The sequence below is a fragment of the Hymenobacter sp. YC55 genome (assembly GCF_029433095.1).
Classification (GTDB): Bacteria; Bacteroidota; Bacteroidia; order Cytophagales; family Hymenobacteraceae; genus Hymenobacter.
Window position 1 is genome coordinate 386819 of the sequence record NZ_JARNTX010000003.1, and the last position, 19378, is coordinate 406196.

Consider the following 19378-nt stretch of genomic DNA (forward strand, 5'->3'; position numbering starts at 1 on the left):
GAATTAGTATTGGCCGGCCGACAACGTCGATTCCGACAAGGTGTACTTGTGGTCTACGCGCGTGAGCACCACATAGAGGGAATCTTTCCGCTCGTTGAGGCCGCGCAGCACCACGCGCCGACCCCCGTCGGTGGTGTGGTAGGTAAGGGTCATTCGGTCGCGCTGCTCGGGTTTTTGCTCGGTTTTGATGCCCCGCTCGCGCCGGGTACTTAGAGCCGCCGGGTTGATTTTGTAGGTCTCGTCGCCGATGCGGGCCTGAGCCGCGGCCGGAATCCATCCGGCCAGCGAGGCCTGGTATTGGGCCGACGAGTTGGCGCCCGGCTTTTCCCGCGCCTGGCCGCGCCGACCTTCTTTGCCGGTCAGCACCTTGCTTTGCAGGTAGAGCGTGTGGGTTTGCGGGTCGGCGTCGTAGTAGAATACGCGCTGTCCGCCGGCCAGCCCCGTGGTTTCAAAGGTGCGGTTGATGTCGCGCATGGGCGAGCCGCCGCCGTTGGAGAGGTCGAGCTTGTGAGGCCGGTTCACTTTGTACGTGAAGCTGGTCCACTTCTCGAAGGTGGCTTGCTGCCAGCGCATACTATCGAGCGGCGAGTACGGCAGCACCCGCCCGTTTAGTTGAAACTCGGTTACGTTGTAGAACCCGCGCAACTCGGTGATGCCCTTCTGGGCCGGTTGCTTGTAGGGGTCGTAGGTGAAATTGAGGTATTCCAGATACGTCAGATACACCAGAAAAATGCCGATGGTAGCTACTTTCAGCCCCAATCGGGTGAAGCGCAGCCAGGCTGCCCTGAACTGCGGATAGTAGTGCTGCGGCACCGTGTATTGCTCCCGAATCAAAAGGTTGTAGAGGTTGGGCACGTCCTGCACCAGCAGGAAAGCGGCCAGCAGCACGAAGTAGGAGCTATACACGTGCACGCCCCCGTCGTAGGCGAAGTTCACGAACACGATGTCGCCGAGGGCCCCGAGCAGCAGGGCCGCGCCGAGGAAGGTGGTGCGCCGGAAGAACAGCAGCGTGCCAGCCAGCAGCTCCACCACACCAGTAAACACCTGGTACCAGGGCACAATCCCGATTTGCAGCCAGAAGATTTTCTGGGCCGTCATGTCGCCAAAGTCGCTGTTGAGCAAGCCGATGGAGGGGTACGGCATCTGAGTCGGAAACACCTTGGTGAAGCCGAAGCCGATGATGCCAATGCCCGCCCGGAAGCGCACGATTACGCGCAGCCAGTAGTAGAGCACTTCGTACTCTTGCTGTTTGCGGGACAGCAGCGTCCAGACTAGGCCAATAAGCAGGGCCACGCCCAAGGCAATAAACCAGTTGCCGTAGCCAAGCAGGGCCGGCGCGCCCCCTTCGCCCCCACCGCCCCGGAGGAAGAACGAGGGCGAGAAACGGGCAATGTCGTACACGTCGCGGTAGTGCCCGTGCAGCCAGTCGATGGTGAGCAAGTTTTTGTACCAGCCCAAGTCGCTCGGCAACGAGAGCAGGATGAAAAACGGAAACGCCACCCGAAACAGCACCCGCTGCCAGGGTTGCCAGGGCCGGCGGGCCAGCGCGGTTTTAATTGGCGGCGCGTACCCGGAGCGACCAGCCGTAGCCAGCGGAACGTCTGGCCGGGGCTGTGCGGTAAAAGAAGTAACGGACATCGAGACAGGCGTTTTCAGGTAAAGGATACTACAGCTTCAGGCCCCCGCGGCGGCCAGCTTTGGCGGCTTCTTCGAGCAGGTATTTCTTGTCGCGCTTTTCCAGCACCACGTGCAGGTCGCGCCCTTGGGCATCGGTGCCGCGGAGCGTGATGGTGCGGGCATCGGGGCGGCTGAGGCGGAGCGTGAATGTATCGGCGCCTTCCAGCGGGTTGCGGTTGTGCAGAGTCAGGGTCTGGCCGTCGGGGCTGAGCTGGTAGGCGTAGTAGTGGCGGCCGGCGGTCCCGGCAAACTCGTAGTGCCGGTCAGGGTCTTGGGGATGAATGGCTTCGGTGTTGCTTTCATCGAGGACTACGGGGCGGTTGGAGCGCACGCTAAGCGTATTCCACTGTTCCAGCACCACATCCTGCCAGCGTTCCGGGTCGGTGGCCGAGTACGAATGCACCTCACCGGCCAAGCGAAATTCGCGCACGTTGTAGAGGCCGGCGGCGTTGGGCAGGCCCGGCGTCTGGGGGTAATGGTAGGGGCCGCGCTGGTAAGCGGCGTAGATTTTCACGCCGTACAGCCCCACAAACAGCAGCACGAAACCGGCCTTCAGAATGCGCCGCCCCGTGCGTTGCCAGCCAGCGGGCAGTACCAGCCGGAATCGGTTGGGCACCGCGGGGCGCTCCAGCGTGAGCAGGTCGTTCACGCGGCGCGCATCGTACCAGAGCACCACCAGCGCCAGCGCCATCAGATAGAAGCTGTACACGTACTCGCCGCCCTCGTAGGCCAGGTTGGAAAGGAACACGTTGCCCAGAAACGAAACGCTCAGAAACGCTCCGATGCTGGCCGTGCGCCGCCCTAGCAGCAGCACCGCCGCCAGTATCTCCACCAGTCCCAAAAACGATTGGTACGAAGGCACTATGCCAAGGCTCAACGAGAAAATTTTCCAGTCGCTTAGGTCGCCATAGTGCGTGTTGAGCAAGCTCAAAGACGGCAGCGGCGACTGCATGGGAAAGAGCTTCAGGAAGCCGTAGCCCAGCAACCCCGCCGCCAGCCGGTAGCGCACCAGCACCCGCAGCCAGTAATACAGCGTGGCGTACTCCGAGCGGCTCTTATCCACTTGGCTCCACACCGCAGTGCCTACCACGGCCAGCGCGGCTACCACCGTCCAGTTGGCAAAGGTGTCGGGCCCCGCAAAAAACCGCGGGGAATAATGCGTGAGCCGGAAAATGTCGCCAAACGAAAAGCCCGACCAATTCACCGCCACGTCGTGGTAGTACTTCCAATCGAGGGGCACCACTTGCAGCGCGAAATACAGGAAGGCGAAGCGGAACACGGTTTTTTCCAGGCCCGACCACGGGGCTTCGGCAGCCGGAGCTGCCACGGTACTCGGCGCCGCTACGGCAGTTGCGGGGGATAAGGTGGCTTGCATGGGATGATAGAAATGCGTGGAAGGAAAGCCGGATTCTAAATCGTCGGCCGGGTTGCGCCGCCGCTGCCAGTCCACATCGTAGAAGTCGTCCGAGCTGGTCATGGCAGTTTGGAAATGGATAATGGCTGGTTGTTCTGGCGGCGGGCCCCTCGTTGGGCGACTAGTAGCCTTCGTTTTGGGTTAGGGCCGCGTCTACTTGCAGCTGGCTGATGGGGACGGGCAGCACCAGCCGGAAGCTGGGCAGCGGGGCGCTGGCATTCAATGGGTCCGGGAACAGGGCCGTGGCCCGACCGGTGCGCGCCAAATCAAACCAGCGGTGCGGTTCGAGGGCAAATTCCAGCCGCCGCTCGTTTTCGATGGCCAGCAGCACCGCGGCTTGCGTGGTGGCAGCACTAGCGGCCAACCCGGCGCGGGTGCGCACGGCGTTTAGGTCGGTGAGTGCGTCGGTGAGTTTGCCTTGCTGGGCGCGGGCTTCGGCCCGGATGAGGTACAGCTCGGCAATGCGGAAAATGTAGCTCGGGTCGGAACCGGGGCTGCGGTAGTAGAGGTTGCCGTACCACGTGGTGCTGTTGGTGGCGGCAATCAGGGTGCTGCGGCCGTTGGGCGTGTTGTTGGGGGCCGTAGTCAGCAACGACACCAGCGCCTGATTGGGCGCCCACTGCCGGGTGCCGCCGTTGGCCGTGGGTTGCCACTGCCCGCGGTGGTTGTTTACCTCGGTGGTGCCGTTGTAGAACAGCTCGAACACTGATTCGCGGGTGCCGCGGGCGTTGTTGGCAAACCAGGCGTTGAAGGGCGCCACCAGCTGATAGTTGGCATTGTCGCTGATGAGGCGGGTGGCGTAGGCTTCGGCTTGACCCCAATTCTGCTGGTACAAATACAGTCGCGCTTTCAGGGCCCACACCGTTTTGCGGGTGGCGCGGTACCGGTCGTTGGTCGTTACGGCGGCGGGGTTGGGCAGCAGCGGCTCGGCGGCCTCCAAGTCGCGTAGCACCTGGGCGTAGGTTTCCTCCTGAGTGGCGCGGGCCACGCCCTGGTTGGAGGTGGCCGTTAGGGTCGGCTCCGTGATGATGGGTACGCCGCCGAAGGTGCGCGCCAGATCGAAATAGGCCAGGGCCCGCAGGAAATAGGCCTCGCCCACGTACTGGTTGCGCAGCGCCTCCGTCAGCAGGGGGTCGCCCACGGCGGGCACGCTGCGGATGATGTGGTTGGCGCGGTTGATGGTCACGTAAATGCTCGACCACACCGTGCTGATGGTGGCGTTGTCGGCCCGCACGTTGTGGTTGATGAACTCCTGCACCTGCGACTGGGTGCCGGTCCACTGCACGTTGTCGCCGGTCAGGTAGCCGATGCTTTGGAAGCTGGTGCCGTAGTAGCCGCCGCTGGCCAGGGCACTATACACCCCGTTGAGCGCCGTAGCCGCCGATTTTTGGTCGGTAATGGTCTGGTCGTCGGCCACAGATTCGCGGGGCTGCACGTCGAGAAAACTCTCGCAGGCCGACACACTCATAATAAGCGTGATGCCAATAAACAGGGCGACGGTTTTGAGGTAGGCGGTAGACATACAAGTGCCTGATTAGTCAGTAGAAAGGAGAAGCTGGGGGCTAGAACGTGGCGTTCAGGCCCACTTGCAGGCTGCGCGGCTGGGGCGGCGTACCTAAGTCGATGCCCTGCTGGTTGGCGTCGCTGCTGGATGCCGATTCGGGGTCGAGGCCGCTGTACTTGGAAAGCAGCACCAGGTTGGTGCCTTGCGCATACAGGCGCACCGTGCCGCCGAGCAGGCTGCGGGTCAGGTTGGCAGGCAGGGTGTACCCCACGCTCACGTTGCGCAGGCGCACAAACGAGGCGTCTTCCAGCCAGCGGCTGCCCCCATCGAGGTAGTTGTTCACGTTGATGCCGTCGGGGCGGGGTACGTCGGTTTGGTCGCCGGGCTGCTGCCACCGGTCGAGGTTGCTGGCGAAAATGATGCGGGCTTCGTCCCGCGCGCCGCCGCCTTCCCCGAAGAAGCGGTTGTGGTTATACACCTTGTTGCCGTACTGGAAGGAAATTAACACGCTGGCATCGAAGCCTTTGTAGCTGATGGTGTTGTTTAAGCCCCCGAAGAACTTCGGCCAAATGCTACCCGCAATTTGCCGGTCGGCGGCCGTGATTTTGCCATCTCGGTCCACGTCGTCGTACACCACGTTGCCGGTTTCGGGGTCCACGAAGAGCTGCTTGTACACCCAAAACGAGTAAAGTGGACTGCCTTTCTGTTGCAAAATCAGGTCCCGGCTGCCGAACTTGGTGGGTGTGGCCAGCTTCTCGATGTTGTTGGCGTTGCTGGCAATGTTGAAGTTGGTGTTCCAGGAGAAGCCTTCTTTGCGGATGTTCATCGTATTGAGCACCACTTCCAGGCCCTTGTTGCTGACTTCCACCGCATTGGCCCAATAGGAGCTGAAGCCCGTGGTGGCCGGCTCGGTAAGCTGAATCAGGCCGTTTTTGGTGTACTTATAGTAGGCGTTGAACTCCAGCGTGAAGCGGTTGTCGAACACGCCCACGTCCACGCCCACGTTGGCCTGCGAGGTTTGCTCCCACTTCAAATCGGCGTTGGCGAGCTGCTGAGGCGCAATACCGGCCGCGCCCAAGTAGTTGGCCCCGCCGTTCCACAGCCCGCGGGCCGCGAAGTTGCCGATACCGTTCTGGTTGCCGGTAATGCCGTAAGAGGCGCGCAGCTTCAGGTCGCTCAGGGTGGGTACGTCGCGCAGGAAGCTTTCCTGCTTGATACGCCAGGCGGCGCCCACACTCGGGAAGTAACCCCACTGGTTGGCTTTGCCGAACCGCGAAGAGCCGTCGGCCCGGAAGCTCACGTTCAACAGATACCGGTCGTCGAAGTTGTAGTCGGCGCGGCCAAAAAACGACGCCAACCGGTAGCCCGACCAGTTCTGAGTGCTGCTGGTAACGGAAGCGGCCGAAATTTCCCGGAAGTTGTTGTTGGGAAAACCGGTCCCCTGCGCAAACGTGCGCCCGTTGGTGTCGCTCTGCAAGCCCTGCCCCACCAGCACGCCCAAACCGTGCTTACCGAACTGCTGGCGGTAATTCAAGGTGTTTTCGTTGAGCAACGACGTGTATTGCGTGATGCTGGAAGTGCCCAAGCCACCCACACCGGCCCCGGCAATGAGTAGCGTGTTCCAGTATTCTTCCTCGTCGTAGTTGTTGTAATCCACGCCGAAGCTGGTGCGAAACTTCAGGTTCGGCAAAATCTGCACGTCGCCGTACAGGTTGCCGATATAGCGTAAACTGGTTGAGTTGACGTCGTAGTTGTTAATGAGCAGCTCCACGTTGTCGAAACTGGCGCGGCCTACCAGCTGCCCGTTGGCATCGTAGGGTGAAAGCAGCGTGGGCGTGTGCAACGCCGCCTGCAACAGCCCGCCCGCCGGACCATCCCCGGCGCGGCCCTCGTTGCGGTAAGTCCGTGAAAACGAATTGCTCACCCCAATCTGCACCTTGTCGGACAGTTGCTGGTCAAAGTTGACTTTGAAGCTAGCCCGTTGAAAATCAATGGGCCGCAGAATGGATTCCTGCTTGGTGAAGCCCCCGCCAATGTAGTAGCGCGTACTGGCGCTGCCGCCCGCCACCGATACATCGTAATTCTGCAACCGCGCCGTGCGGAACACCTGCCCTAGCCGGTCGTAGGTGGGCTGCTCCTCCGGTAGCCCGCGCCCTCCCTCCGACACGGGCCGGTAGGGCCGGTTAGCGAAGGTGTGCGCCGGCGTGCCCGTGGTGTTCAGCCAGTTCTCGTTGACCAATTGCGCGTGCTCCGGGCCGGTGGCTAAGTCCCAAAGCTTGGCCGCCTTGGCCCACCCCTGCGACACGTTCAAACTCACCCGCGGCTTCTGGTTGAAACTGCCGCGCTTGGTGGTAATCAGGATTACGCCGTTGGCCCCGCGCGCGCCGTACAGGGCCGTGGCGTCGGCGTCCTTGAGCACCTCCACGTTTTCAATGTCGGCGGGGTTGAGGTCGGCAATGGGCGAGGAAGCCTTGCCGCCGGTACTAATGCTTTGCAGGCTGTTGTTGTTCATAAACACCCCGTCCACCACGTAGAGCGGCGTGTTCGAGCCGTTGATGGTGGTGGCGCCCCGCACCCGCACGTTCACGGCCCCGCCCGGTACGCCGGTGTTCGAGGAAATCTGCACCCCCGATACTTTGCCTTGCAGCTGCGCATCAAAGCTGCCTACCGGTAGCTCTTTGGTGTCGGAAGGGTCCACCTTCACAATGGAGCCGGTTAGGTTTTTGCGCTGCTGGGTGCCGTAGCCCACCACTACTACCTCGTTGAGCTGGCCCTGGTCAGGTGCGAGCCGCACCGTCAGGCTGCCCGCTTGCGTAGCTTTGATTTCCTGCGACTTATAGCCGATGTAGGAGAAAACGAGCGTGATGTTCTCGGGAGACGTGGGCAGCGTAAACTCGCCGCTGGGCGAGGTGGTGGTGCCGGCTGTAGTGCCTTTCACCCGCACCGTCACGCCAGGCAGGGCCTGGCCGGTTTCGTCGACCACCTTGCCCGTTATTGGCCCCTCGCCTACGGTAGTAGAGCCGAGCCATTTTGCGTCAGGAGCGGCCTGAACGACGGTAGAAAAGCCTACCGCCAGGGCAACTAAGGGTCCTTGTAGTTTCATTGAGCAAAAATTTCAGTTGCTTTTCATGGGTAATGGCCTTCGTTGAGGCCCCGACTCAGGGAGGCGTCGCGCATAGGTTCTACTGACTAGCTATCAGTTGGAAATCAGGACCTTATGCCCGCGTAACCACCGCAGCAACTGGCTGAGTCGAGCGCCCAGCGGCAGACCGCCAATTGTTACGGGCTAGATGAGAGCCTTCAAACTCAAATGTTGCAGGGCATCGGCTCCCGCATCGGCGCAGGACAGCCTGTGGGGCAGCAGGGCGAGCATACCGACCTCCTGCTATGACTTATTATTATGCTATGAATTAGTTGTACCGCATCTGCCTACGGTTTTGCCGCGCTGCACCAACGAGGTAGACGGGAGTGGGGCAGGGGTCTGCTGATAGTGGTATTATACCGCGCATAAACGCCCCTTGAAAGGGCCGGCACCCAGTTGGTTTTGTATTATGTCAGCCTAAGGATGAGATGTAGACATCCAGCCAGCCACGGGTAAAACGTTAAACCTAAAGGCTTTTCAAGGCAAGAGCATGCTGTGTCCTCGCGCAGCTCAAGAATGTAGTCTATAGGGCAACTTCATTACCGTCGGAAGGCGCCAAACACAGCAGATGGCTGCGCTGATCCGATTCGTGCATCAAGTACTCAGGACTGCTTCGGAAAAGCAAAAGTTGCCTCAACAACCCGAAAAAGCATCCTGCTCCTTCATACAGACACCTGCTACCAGCCCGCAACAACAGCAGCAGGGCAACGGGTTGCGCATGAACAGTAGGGCGTTGGGCTGAAGAAAAGAGTGCACAGTGATTTGCTTTTATATGGTCAGGAGTTGGCACCGTTCGGGGTCCTCCCGGGGTTGCCGGCGCTTCACGGAGCCTGTCTCTCCACGCCTCTGTATAAAAACAATCCTTTATCGGATAGGGATTGGTGGGTCAAAGGTAGAAAAGGGATTTTCAAAAACGCAAATTCCTTCTTTCGCTTAAACGGCTGTAACTGCCTTATTAATAGTGGGAAAGCTGATTGACCATAAACGCTAGGATAACCGAAACTTATAAGCAGCTTGCCTCATTTGCCACATATTCTCCAATCATTCATCTTCGATAGATTCAAAAGATACAATCAGCGAAAATTTTGCAACTACCTTGTTATGTGCAAGTTGATGATAAGGGATAGGGCAAAAAAATATTTAGAAGTTATAACCTTTTAAAATTTTGGGCACATACTTAGCAAAGACTTGACGCTTTATAACCTTAAGTTATCGTCTATAACTTAAGGTTATCATACAAAATATGAAAAAACTTTTAAAAAAGTAGAGTAGGTTACCTATGCCTGACAGGAGAAGGACATATCTTACTTCCAGTATGGCCGCAAAACAGAGCGGGCCGTCGCCCAACAAATGACGCAAATACAACGAGGCGTTCAAGGCCGAAGCCCTGCGCCTAGCATTGGAAAGCCGCCGCGCAGTAATTGAGCACCAGCCCTTAGCTGCTCTACCGTTGGCAGCAGGCCCAGACGGTTGCCACAGTTAGCCGTGTGAAAGGGGCCCGCGGCCCAGCAGTACGGACGCTGCGGGCAGCTAATAAACGGGTAGTTTAAGAACGGGATATTGTAAAAAACCTTAGTCAGTTACCTGCTATTGGCATAGGCTCACCCAGTCGTTACGCGGAAGTATTGCGGCCTGAGGTCGAAGAAATATTCGGTTTTGTAGGCTCGCTTAGCTACAGCGGCAAGCTAGATTCCGTACCCAAGTGCAGAAGCTTGTGTTTGGCACCCCAGTCATGTAGCTGAAGGCAAACGGGAATCAATTCCTTGCCTATCACCGTCAATTCGTATTCAACGCGTGGAGGCACTTCCGCATATACTGTGCGAGATATTAGGCCGTCGCGTTCCAACTCGCGCAGCTGAAGCGTCAGCATACGTTCGGTGATGTTGGGAATCACCTTTTTAAGTTCGCTAAATCGTCGTTTGCCTTTGTTCAGGCGCGTTAGGATAGGCAGCTTCCAGCGGCCGCCCATTAGCTGCACGGCATAGGTTAGGTTGCAGTCGGTCAGAAAGTTGCGATTGAGACTGTTTGTGGAACCGGCTTTAGCAGTGGTCATTACTTACAAAATTGTATGTACCCGACAATAGGCTGTGTACGCGTCTAAGGTAGTGGCTAGCCGGTTAAGATAACCGTACCATTAACGTTCATCAGCATGAGTTCAGGCAAAATTAGAGTGGGCTTCATTGGCCTTAACCCCGACAGTCAGTGGGCCTTTAAATCGCACTTGCCCGCCCTACAACTACTTAGCGACGATTTTGAAATTACCGGCGTGGCCAATTCAACTCCTGAGAGTGCCCGGCGGACTGCTACTGCGCTGCACATCCCCCATGCCTTCAACAATCCGCAAGCCCTGATACAGTCCCCGGAGGTAGACTTAGTGGTGGTGACCGTGAAAGTGCCGCACCATTTCGAGTTGGTGAAAGCTGCCCTGGAAGCCGGCAAGCACGTGTATTGCGAACATCCACTAGGCAATGGCCTCGAGGAAACGCAGCAGCTGGCCACCCTGGCGAAAAACCAAAGAGTAGTGGCCGTAATAGGCACCCAGATGGTGGTAGCCCCCGCCGTGCGCTACTTGGCGCAGCTTATCAAGGAAGGCTACGTAGGCAAAGTCCTATCTACGACGCTGATTGGTTCCGGTGGTAATTGGGGCAGCGTAACTGTGGCCAACAACTACTACTTGTTTGACAAAGCCAACGGGGCGACCATGCTCACTATTCCATTAGGCCATACCCTGGCCGGGCTAACCGCAGTGCTAGGCGGCTTCGCGCAGCTGACTGCCCAGCTGACCAGTAATTTCACGATGGTTAAAGTGCAAGACACGACCGAGACAAAACCCAAAACTGCCGCCGACCAAATTCTGGTGCAAGGAACCTTGGCAAGCGGGGCGGCTATTTCCATTCACTATCGTGGTGGCGTGTCCAGAGGCACCAACCTGCTATGGGAAATCAATGGTACCGAAGGTGATATCCAGGTAACCGGCCCCCTGGGCCACGGACAGCTGACTCCCCTCACAATTCGCGGCGCTCGGGGCGACGAAAAGGAGCTAACCCCGCTAGTGCCGCCGGCGGCGCTCTACAGCGGCTTGCCCGATAATCCGGTGGTTGGCAATGTAGCGCAACTCTACAAGCTCCTAGCGGCCGACATTCGAAATAACACCTGCACCGCTCCTTCCTTTGCCGACGCCCTGGTGCTGCACCAGTTGCTAGACTCGATTGAGCAATCGGCACAAGGCTAAGCGGCCTACTTCCTATCGGCCAACAATATTCAGCAACAAAAACAGCTGGCAACGCCCCAGTTGCCGGGGCGTTGCCAGCCTGAAATAGGTAAGTATAAGCGTAGCGAAGAGTAGGGTGAGCGGGCGCGCGGTCGGGCCGGCGCTTATGGGCGCTGGGCCTGGCTGGCCGAGGCCGAAGCGGCGGCGGGCTGGATGGTGGTAGTGATGTGGCCAAGCTTCGAAACGGACGTCACCACCACGTCGCCCGGCTTGAGGTAGGCGGGTTTGTGGCGCTGCGCCTTGATGTAGCTTTCCTTCATGTAGGCGATGGGCGACTGCCCCCGCAACCAGCTGAATGTGAAGAGGGATTTGGTAATGGCTCCGGCGATGAAGCCGCCGCCCGGCGCGCGGAAGGCGACGCCACTCGGGGTCCCGGTCAGCAGCACCGCGCCTTTCGGAATGCCCGCGCCGTCGTAGAGCGACGTGGGCTGGCCGTGGCTTTCCCAGCGCTTCTCCCCTTGGGTGGCAACTACCTCGGCGACAATCTTATCCAACTTCCAGACCATGTTCGCGGCCTTTTCCTGCTGGCGGGCCTGACCGTTGACGGTCAGGCTCAGCTGCAGGTCTTGATAGAAGGTACGCCACTGGCGGGGCACCACCACGTAGGGACCGGTCGGGAAAAAGTTGGGTACGCTCTTGGCATCTGAAAAGCCGGCGCCGCTCCCGAGGTTTTTAGTATTGATATGGCGCATGAGATAAGCGCGGTCCGTGAAATCGTTGACAACCAGGAAGCCGACCCGGGCCTCATCCAGCGGGGTGGTGGCTGTGATGGTGCGGTCGAAGACCACGCCGAGTTCCACTTCGTAGTCGAGCAGCCACTCCGGCTGGTAGGTGAGCTGGTGCACAGCGGCGCTGGTGGCCACCATTTTCGGAAAAAGAAACGGCTCGGTCATGCGGGCTTCGCGACCGTGCTCGGCGTAATTGATACCGAGCGCGGGGTGGTGGCTGCCCAGTACGGCCGGCAGCAAGTCGGCGTAGGCGCGCTTGACGTGGGTGGTTTCCGCTTCGATACGGCGCGTCAAGTCGTCGTGCGAGTAACCCACTAGCACATCCAGAGAATAGGCGTCGTAGCGGTTGAGTAATAGACTCAGGTCCACGCCACTCACGGCCTGCCCATCGTCTTCGAGCACAGCTAGGGTATGAACCCGGCCATCAACGCCAGTATAACGGGCCAGGCTAATAGCCTCGCGGAGAGGAGCTACATCAGCGGCCGAGGCCGGCAGCATTAAGCTGCTAAGGAGGGCAAGTAACAGGCAAAGGGCTTTCATAAAGAGTTGTATTAAAAATTGTTGAGAAAGTTGATTCCCTCTCAGCGCGTAGCGACTAAGGGGGTGCCTGTGTTAGTGGGCAAGGAATAATTATGCTTTCGAGCACAGCGCGCCGCTAACCCGGCACTGATACAATTCGGCGTAAGCCGGGGCAAGCCGCAGGAATGCGTAGCCAGTGGCATATGGAAGAGAAGTTGAGGCCATGTGGCCAAGACCCCTCGTCGCTAAACCAAGCTACTTGGTGAAGACGCGGTAGCTCAACGCGAGACGGAAAGTCAAGCCCTTTTCAATTTCCGGGCTGATGGGCTTGGGTTCATCCCCGAGCACGACAAAATCCACGTTGTCGGCTTTATCGTTTTCGTTGAACACCTCCAGGTTGCGGATAAGGGAGTAGCCTACTTTGGCGCGCAAGGCTAAACCTGGCTTAAGATTGTACTCGGCAAACACCCCCGGCGTGGCAAAAGAATAGCGTAGGTACTGATTCTCCTGAGCTAGGCGGTAGCTGCTGTTGCCCGCCAACAGGTCGAAGCCAGTGCTAAGCTTAGGGCTGTTGGTGTAGTTGATCGTCAGGCTGGTCGGGGCATCGCCGAAGATGCGCACCTTCTCCGACACCTGCCAGTCCAGTCCCACTTGCACGATGTAGAGCGCGCCGTAATACTGCTCGCGGTAGCCTAGCGAGCCCCGTAGCGCAAAGTTGGGCTTCACTTGGTACACGCCCCGTACGATGCCCCCGAACAGAAAATCCTCGCCTTTGATGCGCTTGAAGTCGGAGCTCAGGGTAGGCAGAAAAATGGCGTCCATCCGCAGCTTGTCGGACAAACGGCGATTGTAGCCCAGCGTAGGGGTTACGGAGTAGAGGTTGCTGACGTGGAAGCCGGGCCGGGTGCCGTGAAACGAGTACGCTTCGCTTTGCACCCCCAAAATCAGGTACTGCGACTTATCTTCTTTCAGGAAGTAAGGGATGCCCATATTGAAGCGGCTGACGCTGGCGCGAAAATCGTGTTTTTTGCCTTCCGGGTTTTTAAGCGTAAGCGGCAGGAACTCGGAGCTGAGATTGACGCCCTCCTGATAGCCTTGCGCCAGGGTTGCCTGAGGGAGAGCCAGTGCGGCTGCAGCGAGGATGCCTAGCAGTTGGGAATGGAGCGAAGTGAACATGGGCTTGGTTGAATGAAGGGTGAATCCGCGAACCGGCACTCACCGGTTGGCCAACGCATCAACCGGGGCCCCCAAAGCGGCCTTGCCGTGTTGATGATTCAAAAGAACCGTCTCCTTGTCGCCCTTTTTAAGATACTGCGGTGAAGCCGGGCGCAAACGCGGTAAAGCCGGGACAAAGGCACCTACCCCACATCAGCGTCGCGGCGTATCGCCCGAAATCAGCCAGCCTAGTTAGGTTCTATGGCTGTGGTCCCACTGCCCGGACCGAGGGCCACACCGGCTCCCACGGCCAGCGGCCAGAATGGGGGAGGTGCCCCAAGGTATAAGCGCATGATTATTCCAGACTGTTGGGCCCCCATATTTCAGCTAAGGCCTGCTGAAGCTAAGCGGGCGGCGACCCTGTTCGCGCAGATGCACGAGGAACTGGCCTCCGACTACGCCCACAAATATGATCTGCTGCGGGCCTACGTGCTGGAACTACTGCACCTGGGCTAGAAGCGGCAGCCCGTTACCCCGCAGCACCCCGCCCATTTGGCGGTGGCCCGGCTCTCCTCGCGCTTTGTAGAGCTGCTCGAACGGCAGTTTCCCATCTCCTCACCCTAACAGCGCATACCCCTGCGCACGGCCAAAGACTTTGCCGACCAGTTGGCTGTACACGTCAACCACCTCAACAAGGTGCTTAAAGGCAATACTGGCCGCACCACCACCGACCTGATCGGCAGCCGCGTGGCGCTGGAGGCCAAGGTTTTGTTGCAGCCGTCGGAATGGACGCTCTGGGAAATAGCCGATAGCCTAGGCTTTGTGGATGTGGCGCACTTCTCGCACTTCTTCCGCCGCTACGCCGCCGTAAGCCCCGGCACGTTTCGCGTGGTAGAAGCCGAGATGGTTTGATTTCTACCGCAGCCAACAGGCCGAAGCGGCGGCCGTTGTAGCTGAAATTGAAGGTTTGGGGGGCCGCGCTGTGGCCCTCCCCCTCAACGTTGCCGATAGTAGCTCCTTTAAGCTGTTCTTCGCACAAGTCGCTACCGTCCTGACCGTTACCTTCAACACCGACCGATTCGACTTTCTCATTAACAATGCCGGTACCAGCCTAATTATTCCAATCGACGAGATAACGGAGGTCCAGTTCGACGAAATGCTTCAGGTGCATTTCAAGGGCGTATACTTTCTTACCCAACAGGCGTTGCCCCTGCTGCGCAACGGCGGCCGCATCATCAACATTTCCTCGGGTTCTACGCGCAGCTCCTTCGCGGGCGTTTCGGCCTATGCTTCCATGAAAGGGGCCGTGGAGGTCTTCACGCGCTACCTGGCCCTAGAGCTGGGCAGCCGGGGCATTGCTGCCAATGTAGTAGCCCCTGGCGGAGTGTTTGGTGGCGGAGCCATGCCGGATACGCCCGAAATGCGCGTCTACGTAGGTCAGTTAGCGGCCCTGGGCCGCACGGCCGAGCCCGATGACATTGGCGGCGTGGTTGCTTTCCTCTGCACGGATGCGGCTCGCTGGGTGAACGGCCAGCGCTTGGAAGTGAGCGGCGGGGTGATGTTATAAGCTACAGTGGACGAGCAACCCCCGTCCTGTTTCTCCGCAAAAAAAGTACGTCGTTACCGACTTAATTGGTAGCGGCGTACTTTTATAATTATAGGGGACAAGTTGCAATGCAATGCTCAAACGTGCTACTGCAACCAGCGCTTGAACAGGGGGACCCGGTCGCGGCTGACTAGAACTTCCTCCTGGCGCGGGGGCAGCAATTCAATTTTAAGCTTGCCCGCGAAGTAGCTGTAAATCCGGCCGATGGCTTTGAGCGAGGCTAGGTACTGCCGGTTCAGGCGAAAGAATAACGCGGGGTCGAGTTGCTTTTCCAGCTGCTCCAACTTGTTTTCCAAGGGAAACTTGCGCCCGTCGTGGCGCACGAGGTACACGATATCGTGCAGGGTGTAGAAGTAGGCAATATCGTCCACGGCTACCGGCAGCAGCTCCTCCCCGGCCGTGACCAGCAGCCGGTGCCGGTAGCGGGACTGGGTGGGGGCGAGCTGCTCGAGGAGCTGCTGCATTTTCAGCAGTTGCGCGTCGCTGTCCTGCACTTTTTCCTGCGTGGTGGCCTTGCTCAGCCAGTAGGTGTGCTTTTCCAGGGCCCGCGCAATGTCGGTTGCCTGAATGGGCTTGAGCAGATAATCTAGACTGAGCAGCGCGAAAGATTGCAGGGCATACTCGTCGAAGCTGGTTGTGAAAATGATGGGGCTGCGCACAGGCACCGCGTCGAACACTTCGAAGCTTAAGCCATCATCCAACTGAATATCAGCGAAAATCAACTCCGGGGCGGGGTTGTTCAGCAGCCAGTCCACGGCCTCGGCCACGCTGGGCAGTACGGCCTCTACTTCTACGGTTGGGTGCTTGCGCAGCAGGCTTTGTAGGTGCCGGGCCGCGAGGTCTTCGTCTTCGATGATGATGGTTTTCATTCCGGATGGGTGAGCAAGGGGAGGACAACTTCAAATTCGCTGCCCCGGTTGTCGATAAGTACGGGGCGGTCCGTCAGCAGCTGAAACCGGCTGACAATGTTTTGCAGCCCTTGCCGGGTGCTTTTCTCCAGCACCGTTTTCGGGTGCATAGTATTGGTCACGCTCAGGGCCTGCTCGGTGGCCCGAATCGTGATTCGGAGCGGAAAGCGACTATTAATCGCATTGTGCTTGATGGCGTTTTCAATCAGCATCTGTACGGCCACGGGCGGCACGCGCAGTTGCAGCGCAGCCGGGTCTATGTCTTTCACTACTTGTATCTTTTTCCCGAAGCGGATGGCGTTTAAGTACACGTACGCCTCCACGAAGGTCATTTCTTCGCTCAGGGAAACGGTCGTGCTCTTTTTGCTCAGCAAAATGTAGCGGTACACGTTGGCCAAGGCGCCCAAAAACTCCTGGGCCGGCTCGTTCTCGCCGATGAGGGCGGCCATCGTGTTGAGACTGTTAAAGAGAAAGTGCGGGTCCACTTGCTGCTTGAGCGCCTCGAGGCGACTAATGGCATTTTCGCGCTCCAACGCCGCCGCGCGCATAAAGTAGTTGCGCCACTCCTGAAAGAAATAGACGCTTTCGTACACGTTGGTAATCAGCAAGGTCGTGAGTAAGCTGAAGCGCAAGTTGCGCCAGTAGGTAGGCACGAAAGCGGCACCTGGCTCCTCGAAGCGGACTTCCAGCCACGCGTTGAACAAGGTCGCGACCATCACAAAGCCGCTGCCGAGCAGCACGTGCAGCACGACCCGCCGCACCGTCAGTTTGTAGCCGGGCAGTCGGCGGCGCAGAAAAATGAAAATAGCCACATTTCCTTGCCAGTACAGGGCCGTAACCACAAAGTGGCTCAGCAAGTCTTGCCAAAAGGCAAGTGTGTCCGCCTTCCGCATCGTGACGGTTAGCAGTAAGCTCATGGTCCCGATACCTAGCCAGCGCAGCCGGGGCTCCTGCGCTAGCCACGGAGAAGCCGAGTCCGCGACCCGAGAAGTCGCCAGAGGCTGAGTAGAGGCATTCATGCAGTTAAAGAAGGCATAGCACAAGGATTTTACGGTGCCACCAGGACGTAGAACTCTAGTGGCAGTTTGTTGCAGACGTGGGAAATTCAAGTGACCGTTCAGCTGCGCAAGCAGGTGCGCAGCAGCTTGACTACGCGCGCCCGGACGGTGTTCTACACAAGAAGCGGAGAATGAAACCACTACATGAGCGTTGAGCATCGCCAGAAGCGGTCAGCGTTTGCGACTAGCGAATTCAAAAGTCTACAAAGGCCCGACGCCGTCCAAGAATAGTACAGTGAAGCCGTAATATGCTGTGGTGAAGCCGGGCAATAGTGGGCTAAGCCCCGAAACGGTAGATTCTTCAGGCGAAGGTAGAAGAAGCGGGCAAGTTGTTCCGAGCTGGAAGCAACGTGGTAGCGCTCATAATGGACAGCCTGCTCAACACATGAAAAATTTCACGGGTGTGGGGGGCTAGAGCACGACGGGCTATTACTCGCTAGGTAGCGTGGTGGCGGTTGAATCCGTAGCGTGGAGCACCGAGTGCTTTTTCACTACTAGCACACCCAGAAAGCTAATTCCTAGATGCACTACTAAGTAAGCGCTAGGTATCGGCGCGACATCACGGACGGAAGCACGCACAACGGACCGTACAGGGCCGGCAAACTATTCGTCATCTGACCTTTTCAGCACATAACCTTGGACGTTTCAACAAAACAGCCCCGGCAGGCCTGACGGTACCTTTGCAATGTAGATTATACACAACCTAACTCCTACACACATGAAAAAGACAGCACTAGTAACGGGCGCCTCGGCCGGGATTGGCAAAGCAACGGCTATTTATCTTGCCCAACATGGCTACACGGTGTATGGGGGCGCGCGCCGAACAGACCATATGCAGGCCTTGAAAAGCTACGGCATTACCCCCCTGGCGCTGGATGTAACCAACGACGAGAGCGTGGTAGCGTGCGTCAATCAAATTTTCGCAGCCGAAGGCGGCATTGATATTTTGGTGAACAATGCCGGTTTTGGGTTGGAAGGGGCCATCGAAGATCTGCCTATGCAAGATGCGCGCTACCAGCTGGAAGTGAATGTATTTGGGGCCATGCGCCTGGCCCAACTGGTGTTGCCGAAGATGCGAGAAAACCGCTACGGCAAGATTGTGAATATTTCCTCCGTGGGCGGTAAGATTGCGTTTCCCCTCGGGGGGTGGTATCACGCCAGCAAATTTGCCTTGGAAGCCTTGAGCGATAGTCTGCGCAATGAAGTGAAGGAATTTGGCATCGACGTCATCGTGGTGGAGCCCGGTGCTACCCGCTCGGAATGGGGCAATGTGGCCACCGATATTCTGCTGAAAGTGTCGGGCCATACCGCCTACCAAGACTTGACGACCAAAACCCATCAGTTATTTACTCGGCTCTCGAAGAATGTCGCCGAACCCCTCGTAATTGCGGAACTGGTTAAGAAGGGAATCGAAGCCAAAAGCCCCCAAGCACGATATACCACTTCCCAACTAGCCTCCCGTCTTTTGTTATGCTTGAAACGGATTCTGCCTGACAAGCAAATGGACCAATTGATTATGAGTCAAATAAAATAATGAACAATGGATAACGTCTTTCTTCAACATAATTTCTTGTATGCGCGTGGCCATCAGAAAATAGAAAGTAGTGAACATTACTTTCCGGACCACGCGCTGGGAATTATGTTATCCGGCGAGTCGCATTATTTTTCAAACGAAGGATCGTTTGTCATGAGAGAAGGCACCATCTGTTTAATGCGGCGGAATGAATTATTTAAAAAGCTGAAAAAAGTAGGTCCTAATGGGGAGCCACCTTCGTTGATCAGCCTATTCCTTGATCAAAAAACATTACGCCACTACGCAACCGAAAATAGCATTCCGAAGCAAAGTGCGTACAGGGGTAAGGCGATGCTCGACCTAAGCGGTAATTCGTTTTTGAAAGGATTTTTCAACTCCTTATTACCGTATGTCGATAATCCGGGAAAGCTTCATGCGAAAATGGCGGAATTAAAAACCTATGAAGCCATTGAGTTGCTGCTTCAAACGGGTGATAGTTACCGGAATTTCTTATTTGATTTTCAGGAGCCGCACAAGATAGATTTGGAAACGTACATGAACCATAATTTCAAGTACAATATTCCCTTATCATCGTTTGCTAAATTGGCGGGACGCAGCCTTTCGACCTTTAAACGGGATTTTACAAAAATATTTGAAACCACGCCGGAAAAGTGGTTGCAACAAAAGCGGTTGGAACAAGCGCACTATCTCCTTTCAAAAAGAGAAATGCGACCCTCGGAGGTGTATTTAGAAGTTGGATTTGAAAACCTGTCGCACTTTTCCTTCGCGTTCAAAAAAACATTTGGCCTAACGCCAACCGAGTTGACCGAGCAAACGAAGCAGACTAGCTACTAACACGAACCAGGCACGATACTGCCTTTCC

General features: G+C 57.5%; 14 protein-coding genes, 1 pseudogene and 1 riboswitch. Of the genes and pseudogenes, 6 read left to right on the forward strand and 9 right to left on the reverse strand.

The features are described 5' to 3' along the window. Positions 1-3 precede the first annotated feature (3 nt). From P1X16_RS22005 to P1X16_RS22025, 5 genes are all read right to left on the reverse strand, one after another. Positions 4-1638 (reverse strand): hypothetical protein, encoded by a 1635-nt coding sequence (locus P1X16_RS22005; RefSeq protein ID WP_277233826.1) that lies wholly within the window; start codon positions 1636-1638, stop codon positions 4-6. A gap of 28 nt (positions 1639-1666) precedes the next feature. Next, complete coding sequence (locus P1X16_RS22010) at positions 1667-3154, reverse strand: DoxX family protein (RefSeq protein WP_277233828.1); 1488 nt, start codon at positions 3152-3154, stop codon at positions 1667-1669. 58 nt (positions 3155-3212) lie between these two features. Beyond that, positions 3213-4613: a RagB/SusD family nutrient uptake outer membrane protein gene (locus P1X16_RS22015; protein ID WP_277233830.1), complete on the reverse strand. Its 1401-nt coding sequence runs from the start codon at positions 4611-4613 to the stop codon at positions 3213-3215. A 40-nt stretch (positions 4614-4653) separates the two neighbouring features. Then, complete coding sequence (locus P1X16_RS22020) at positions 4654-7698, reverse strand: TonB-dependent receptor (RefSeq protein ID WP_277233832.1); 3045 nt, start codon at positions 7696-7698, stop codon at positions 4654-4656. An 804-nt stretch (positions 7699-8502) separates the two neighbouring features. After that, positions 8503-8594, reverse strand: a riboswitch (SAM riboswitch). Positions 8595-9409: 815 nt separating this feature from the next. Next, positions 9410-9790, reverse strand: a complete 381-nt coding sequence (locus P1X16_RS22025) for a helix-turn-helix domain-containing protein (RefSeq protein WP_277233833.1) — start codon at positions 9788-9790, stop codon at positions 9410-9412. A 96-nt stretch (positions 9791-9886) separates the two neighbouring features. Between P1X16_RS22025 and P1X16_RS22030 the strand changes: the two genes are divergently transcribed. Further along, positions 9887-10969, forward strand: a complete 1083-nt coding sequence (locus P1X16_RS22030) for a Gfo/Idh/MocA family oxidoreductase (protein WP_277233835.1) — start codon at positions 9887-9889, stop codon at positions 10967-10969. 143 nt (positions 10970-11112) lie between these two features. Here P1X16_RS22030 and P1X16_RS22035 read toward each other — a convergent pair whose 3' ends face one another. Both P1X16_RS22035 and P1X16_RS22040 read right to left on the reverse strand, forming a co-directional pair. Then, positions 11113-12276, reverse strand: a complete 1164-nt coding sequence (locus P1X16_RS22035) for a fumarylacetoacetate hydrolase family protein (RefSeq protein ID WP_277233837.1) — start codon at positions 12274-12276, stop codon at positions 11113-11115. A gap of 234 nt (positions 12277-12510) precedes the next feature. After that, positions 12511-13431: a DUF6268 family outer membrane beta-barrel protein gene (locus P1X16_RS22040; protein ID WP_277233839.1), complete on the reverse strand. Its 921-nt coding sequence runs from the start codon at positions 13429-13431 to the stop codon at positions 12511-12513. A gap of 240 nt (positions 13432-13671) precedes the next feature. On the opposite strand from P1X16_RS22040, the gene P1X16_RS22045 reads away from it, so the two are divergent. From P1X16_RS22045 to P1X16_RS22055, 3 genes and pseudogenes are all read left to right on the forward strand, one after another. Beyond that, complete coding sequence (locus P1X16_RS22045; RefSeq protein WP_277233841.1) at positions 13672-13926, forward strand: hypothetical protein; 255 nt, start codon at positions 13672-13674, stop codon at positions 13924-13926. Positions 13927-14076: 150 nt separating this feature from the next. Further along, entirely contained in the window at positions 14077-14322 is a 246-nt protein-coding gene (locus P1X16_RS22050; protein WP_277233843.1) for a helix-turn-helix domain-containing protein, read from the forward strand. 19 nt (positions 14323-14341) lie between these two features. Continuing rightward, positions 14342-14977 (forward strand): annotated as a pseudogene (locus tag P1X16_RS22055) (SDR family oxidoreductase); the annotation flags it as partial. Positions 14978-15102: 125 nt separating this feature from the next. Here the strand turns inward: P1X16_RS22055 and P1X16_RS22060 are convergent. Together P1X16_RS22060 and P1X16_RS22065 are read right to left on the reverse strand one after the other, a co-directional pair. Next, positions 15103-15885 carry a LytTR family DNA-binding domain-containing protein gene (locus P1X16_RS22060; RefSeq protein WP_277233845.1) on the reverse strand — a complete coding sequence of 261 codons (783 nt, stop codon included), beginning with the start codon at positions 15883-15885 and terminating at the stop codon, positions 15103-15105. Beyond that, positions 15882-16943, reverse strand: coding sequence for a histidine kinase (locus P1X16_RS22065; protein WP_277233847.1), 1062 nt, complete (start codon positions 16941-16943; stop codon positions 15882-15884). The genes P1X16_RS22060 and P1X16_RS22065 overlap by 4 nt, the downstream gene beginning before the upstream one ends. A gap of 757 nt (positions 16944-17700) precedes the next feature. Between P1X16_RS22065 and P1X16_RS22070 the strand changes: the two genes are divergently transcribed. Both P1X16_RS22070 and P1X16_RS22075 read left to right on the forward strand, forming a co-directional pair. After that, positions 17701-18516: an oxidoreductase gene (locus P1X16_RS22070; protein ID WP_277233848.1), complete on the forward strand. Its 816-nt coding sequence runs from the start codon at positions 17701-17703 to the stop codon at positions 18514-18516. A gap of 6 nt (positions 18517-18522) precedes the next feature. After that, positions 18523-19350 carry an AraC family transcriptional regulator gene (locus P1X16_RS22075; RefSeq protein WP_277233850.1) on the forward strand — a complete coding sequence of 276 codons (828 nt, stop codon included), beginning with the start codon at positions 18523-18525 and terminating at the stop codon, positions 19348-19350. Positions 19351-19378: the final 28 nt, after the last annotated feature.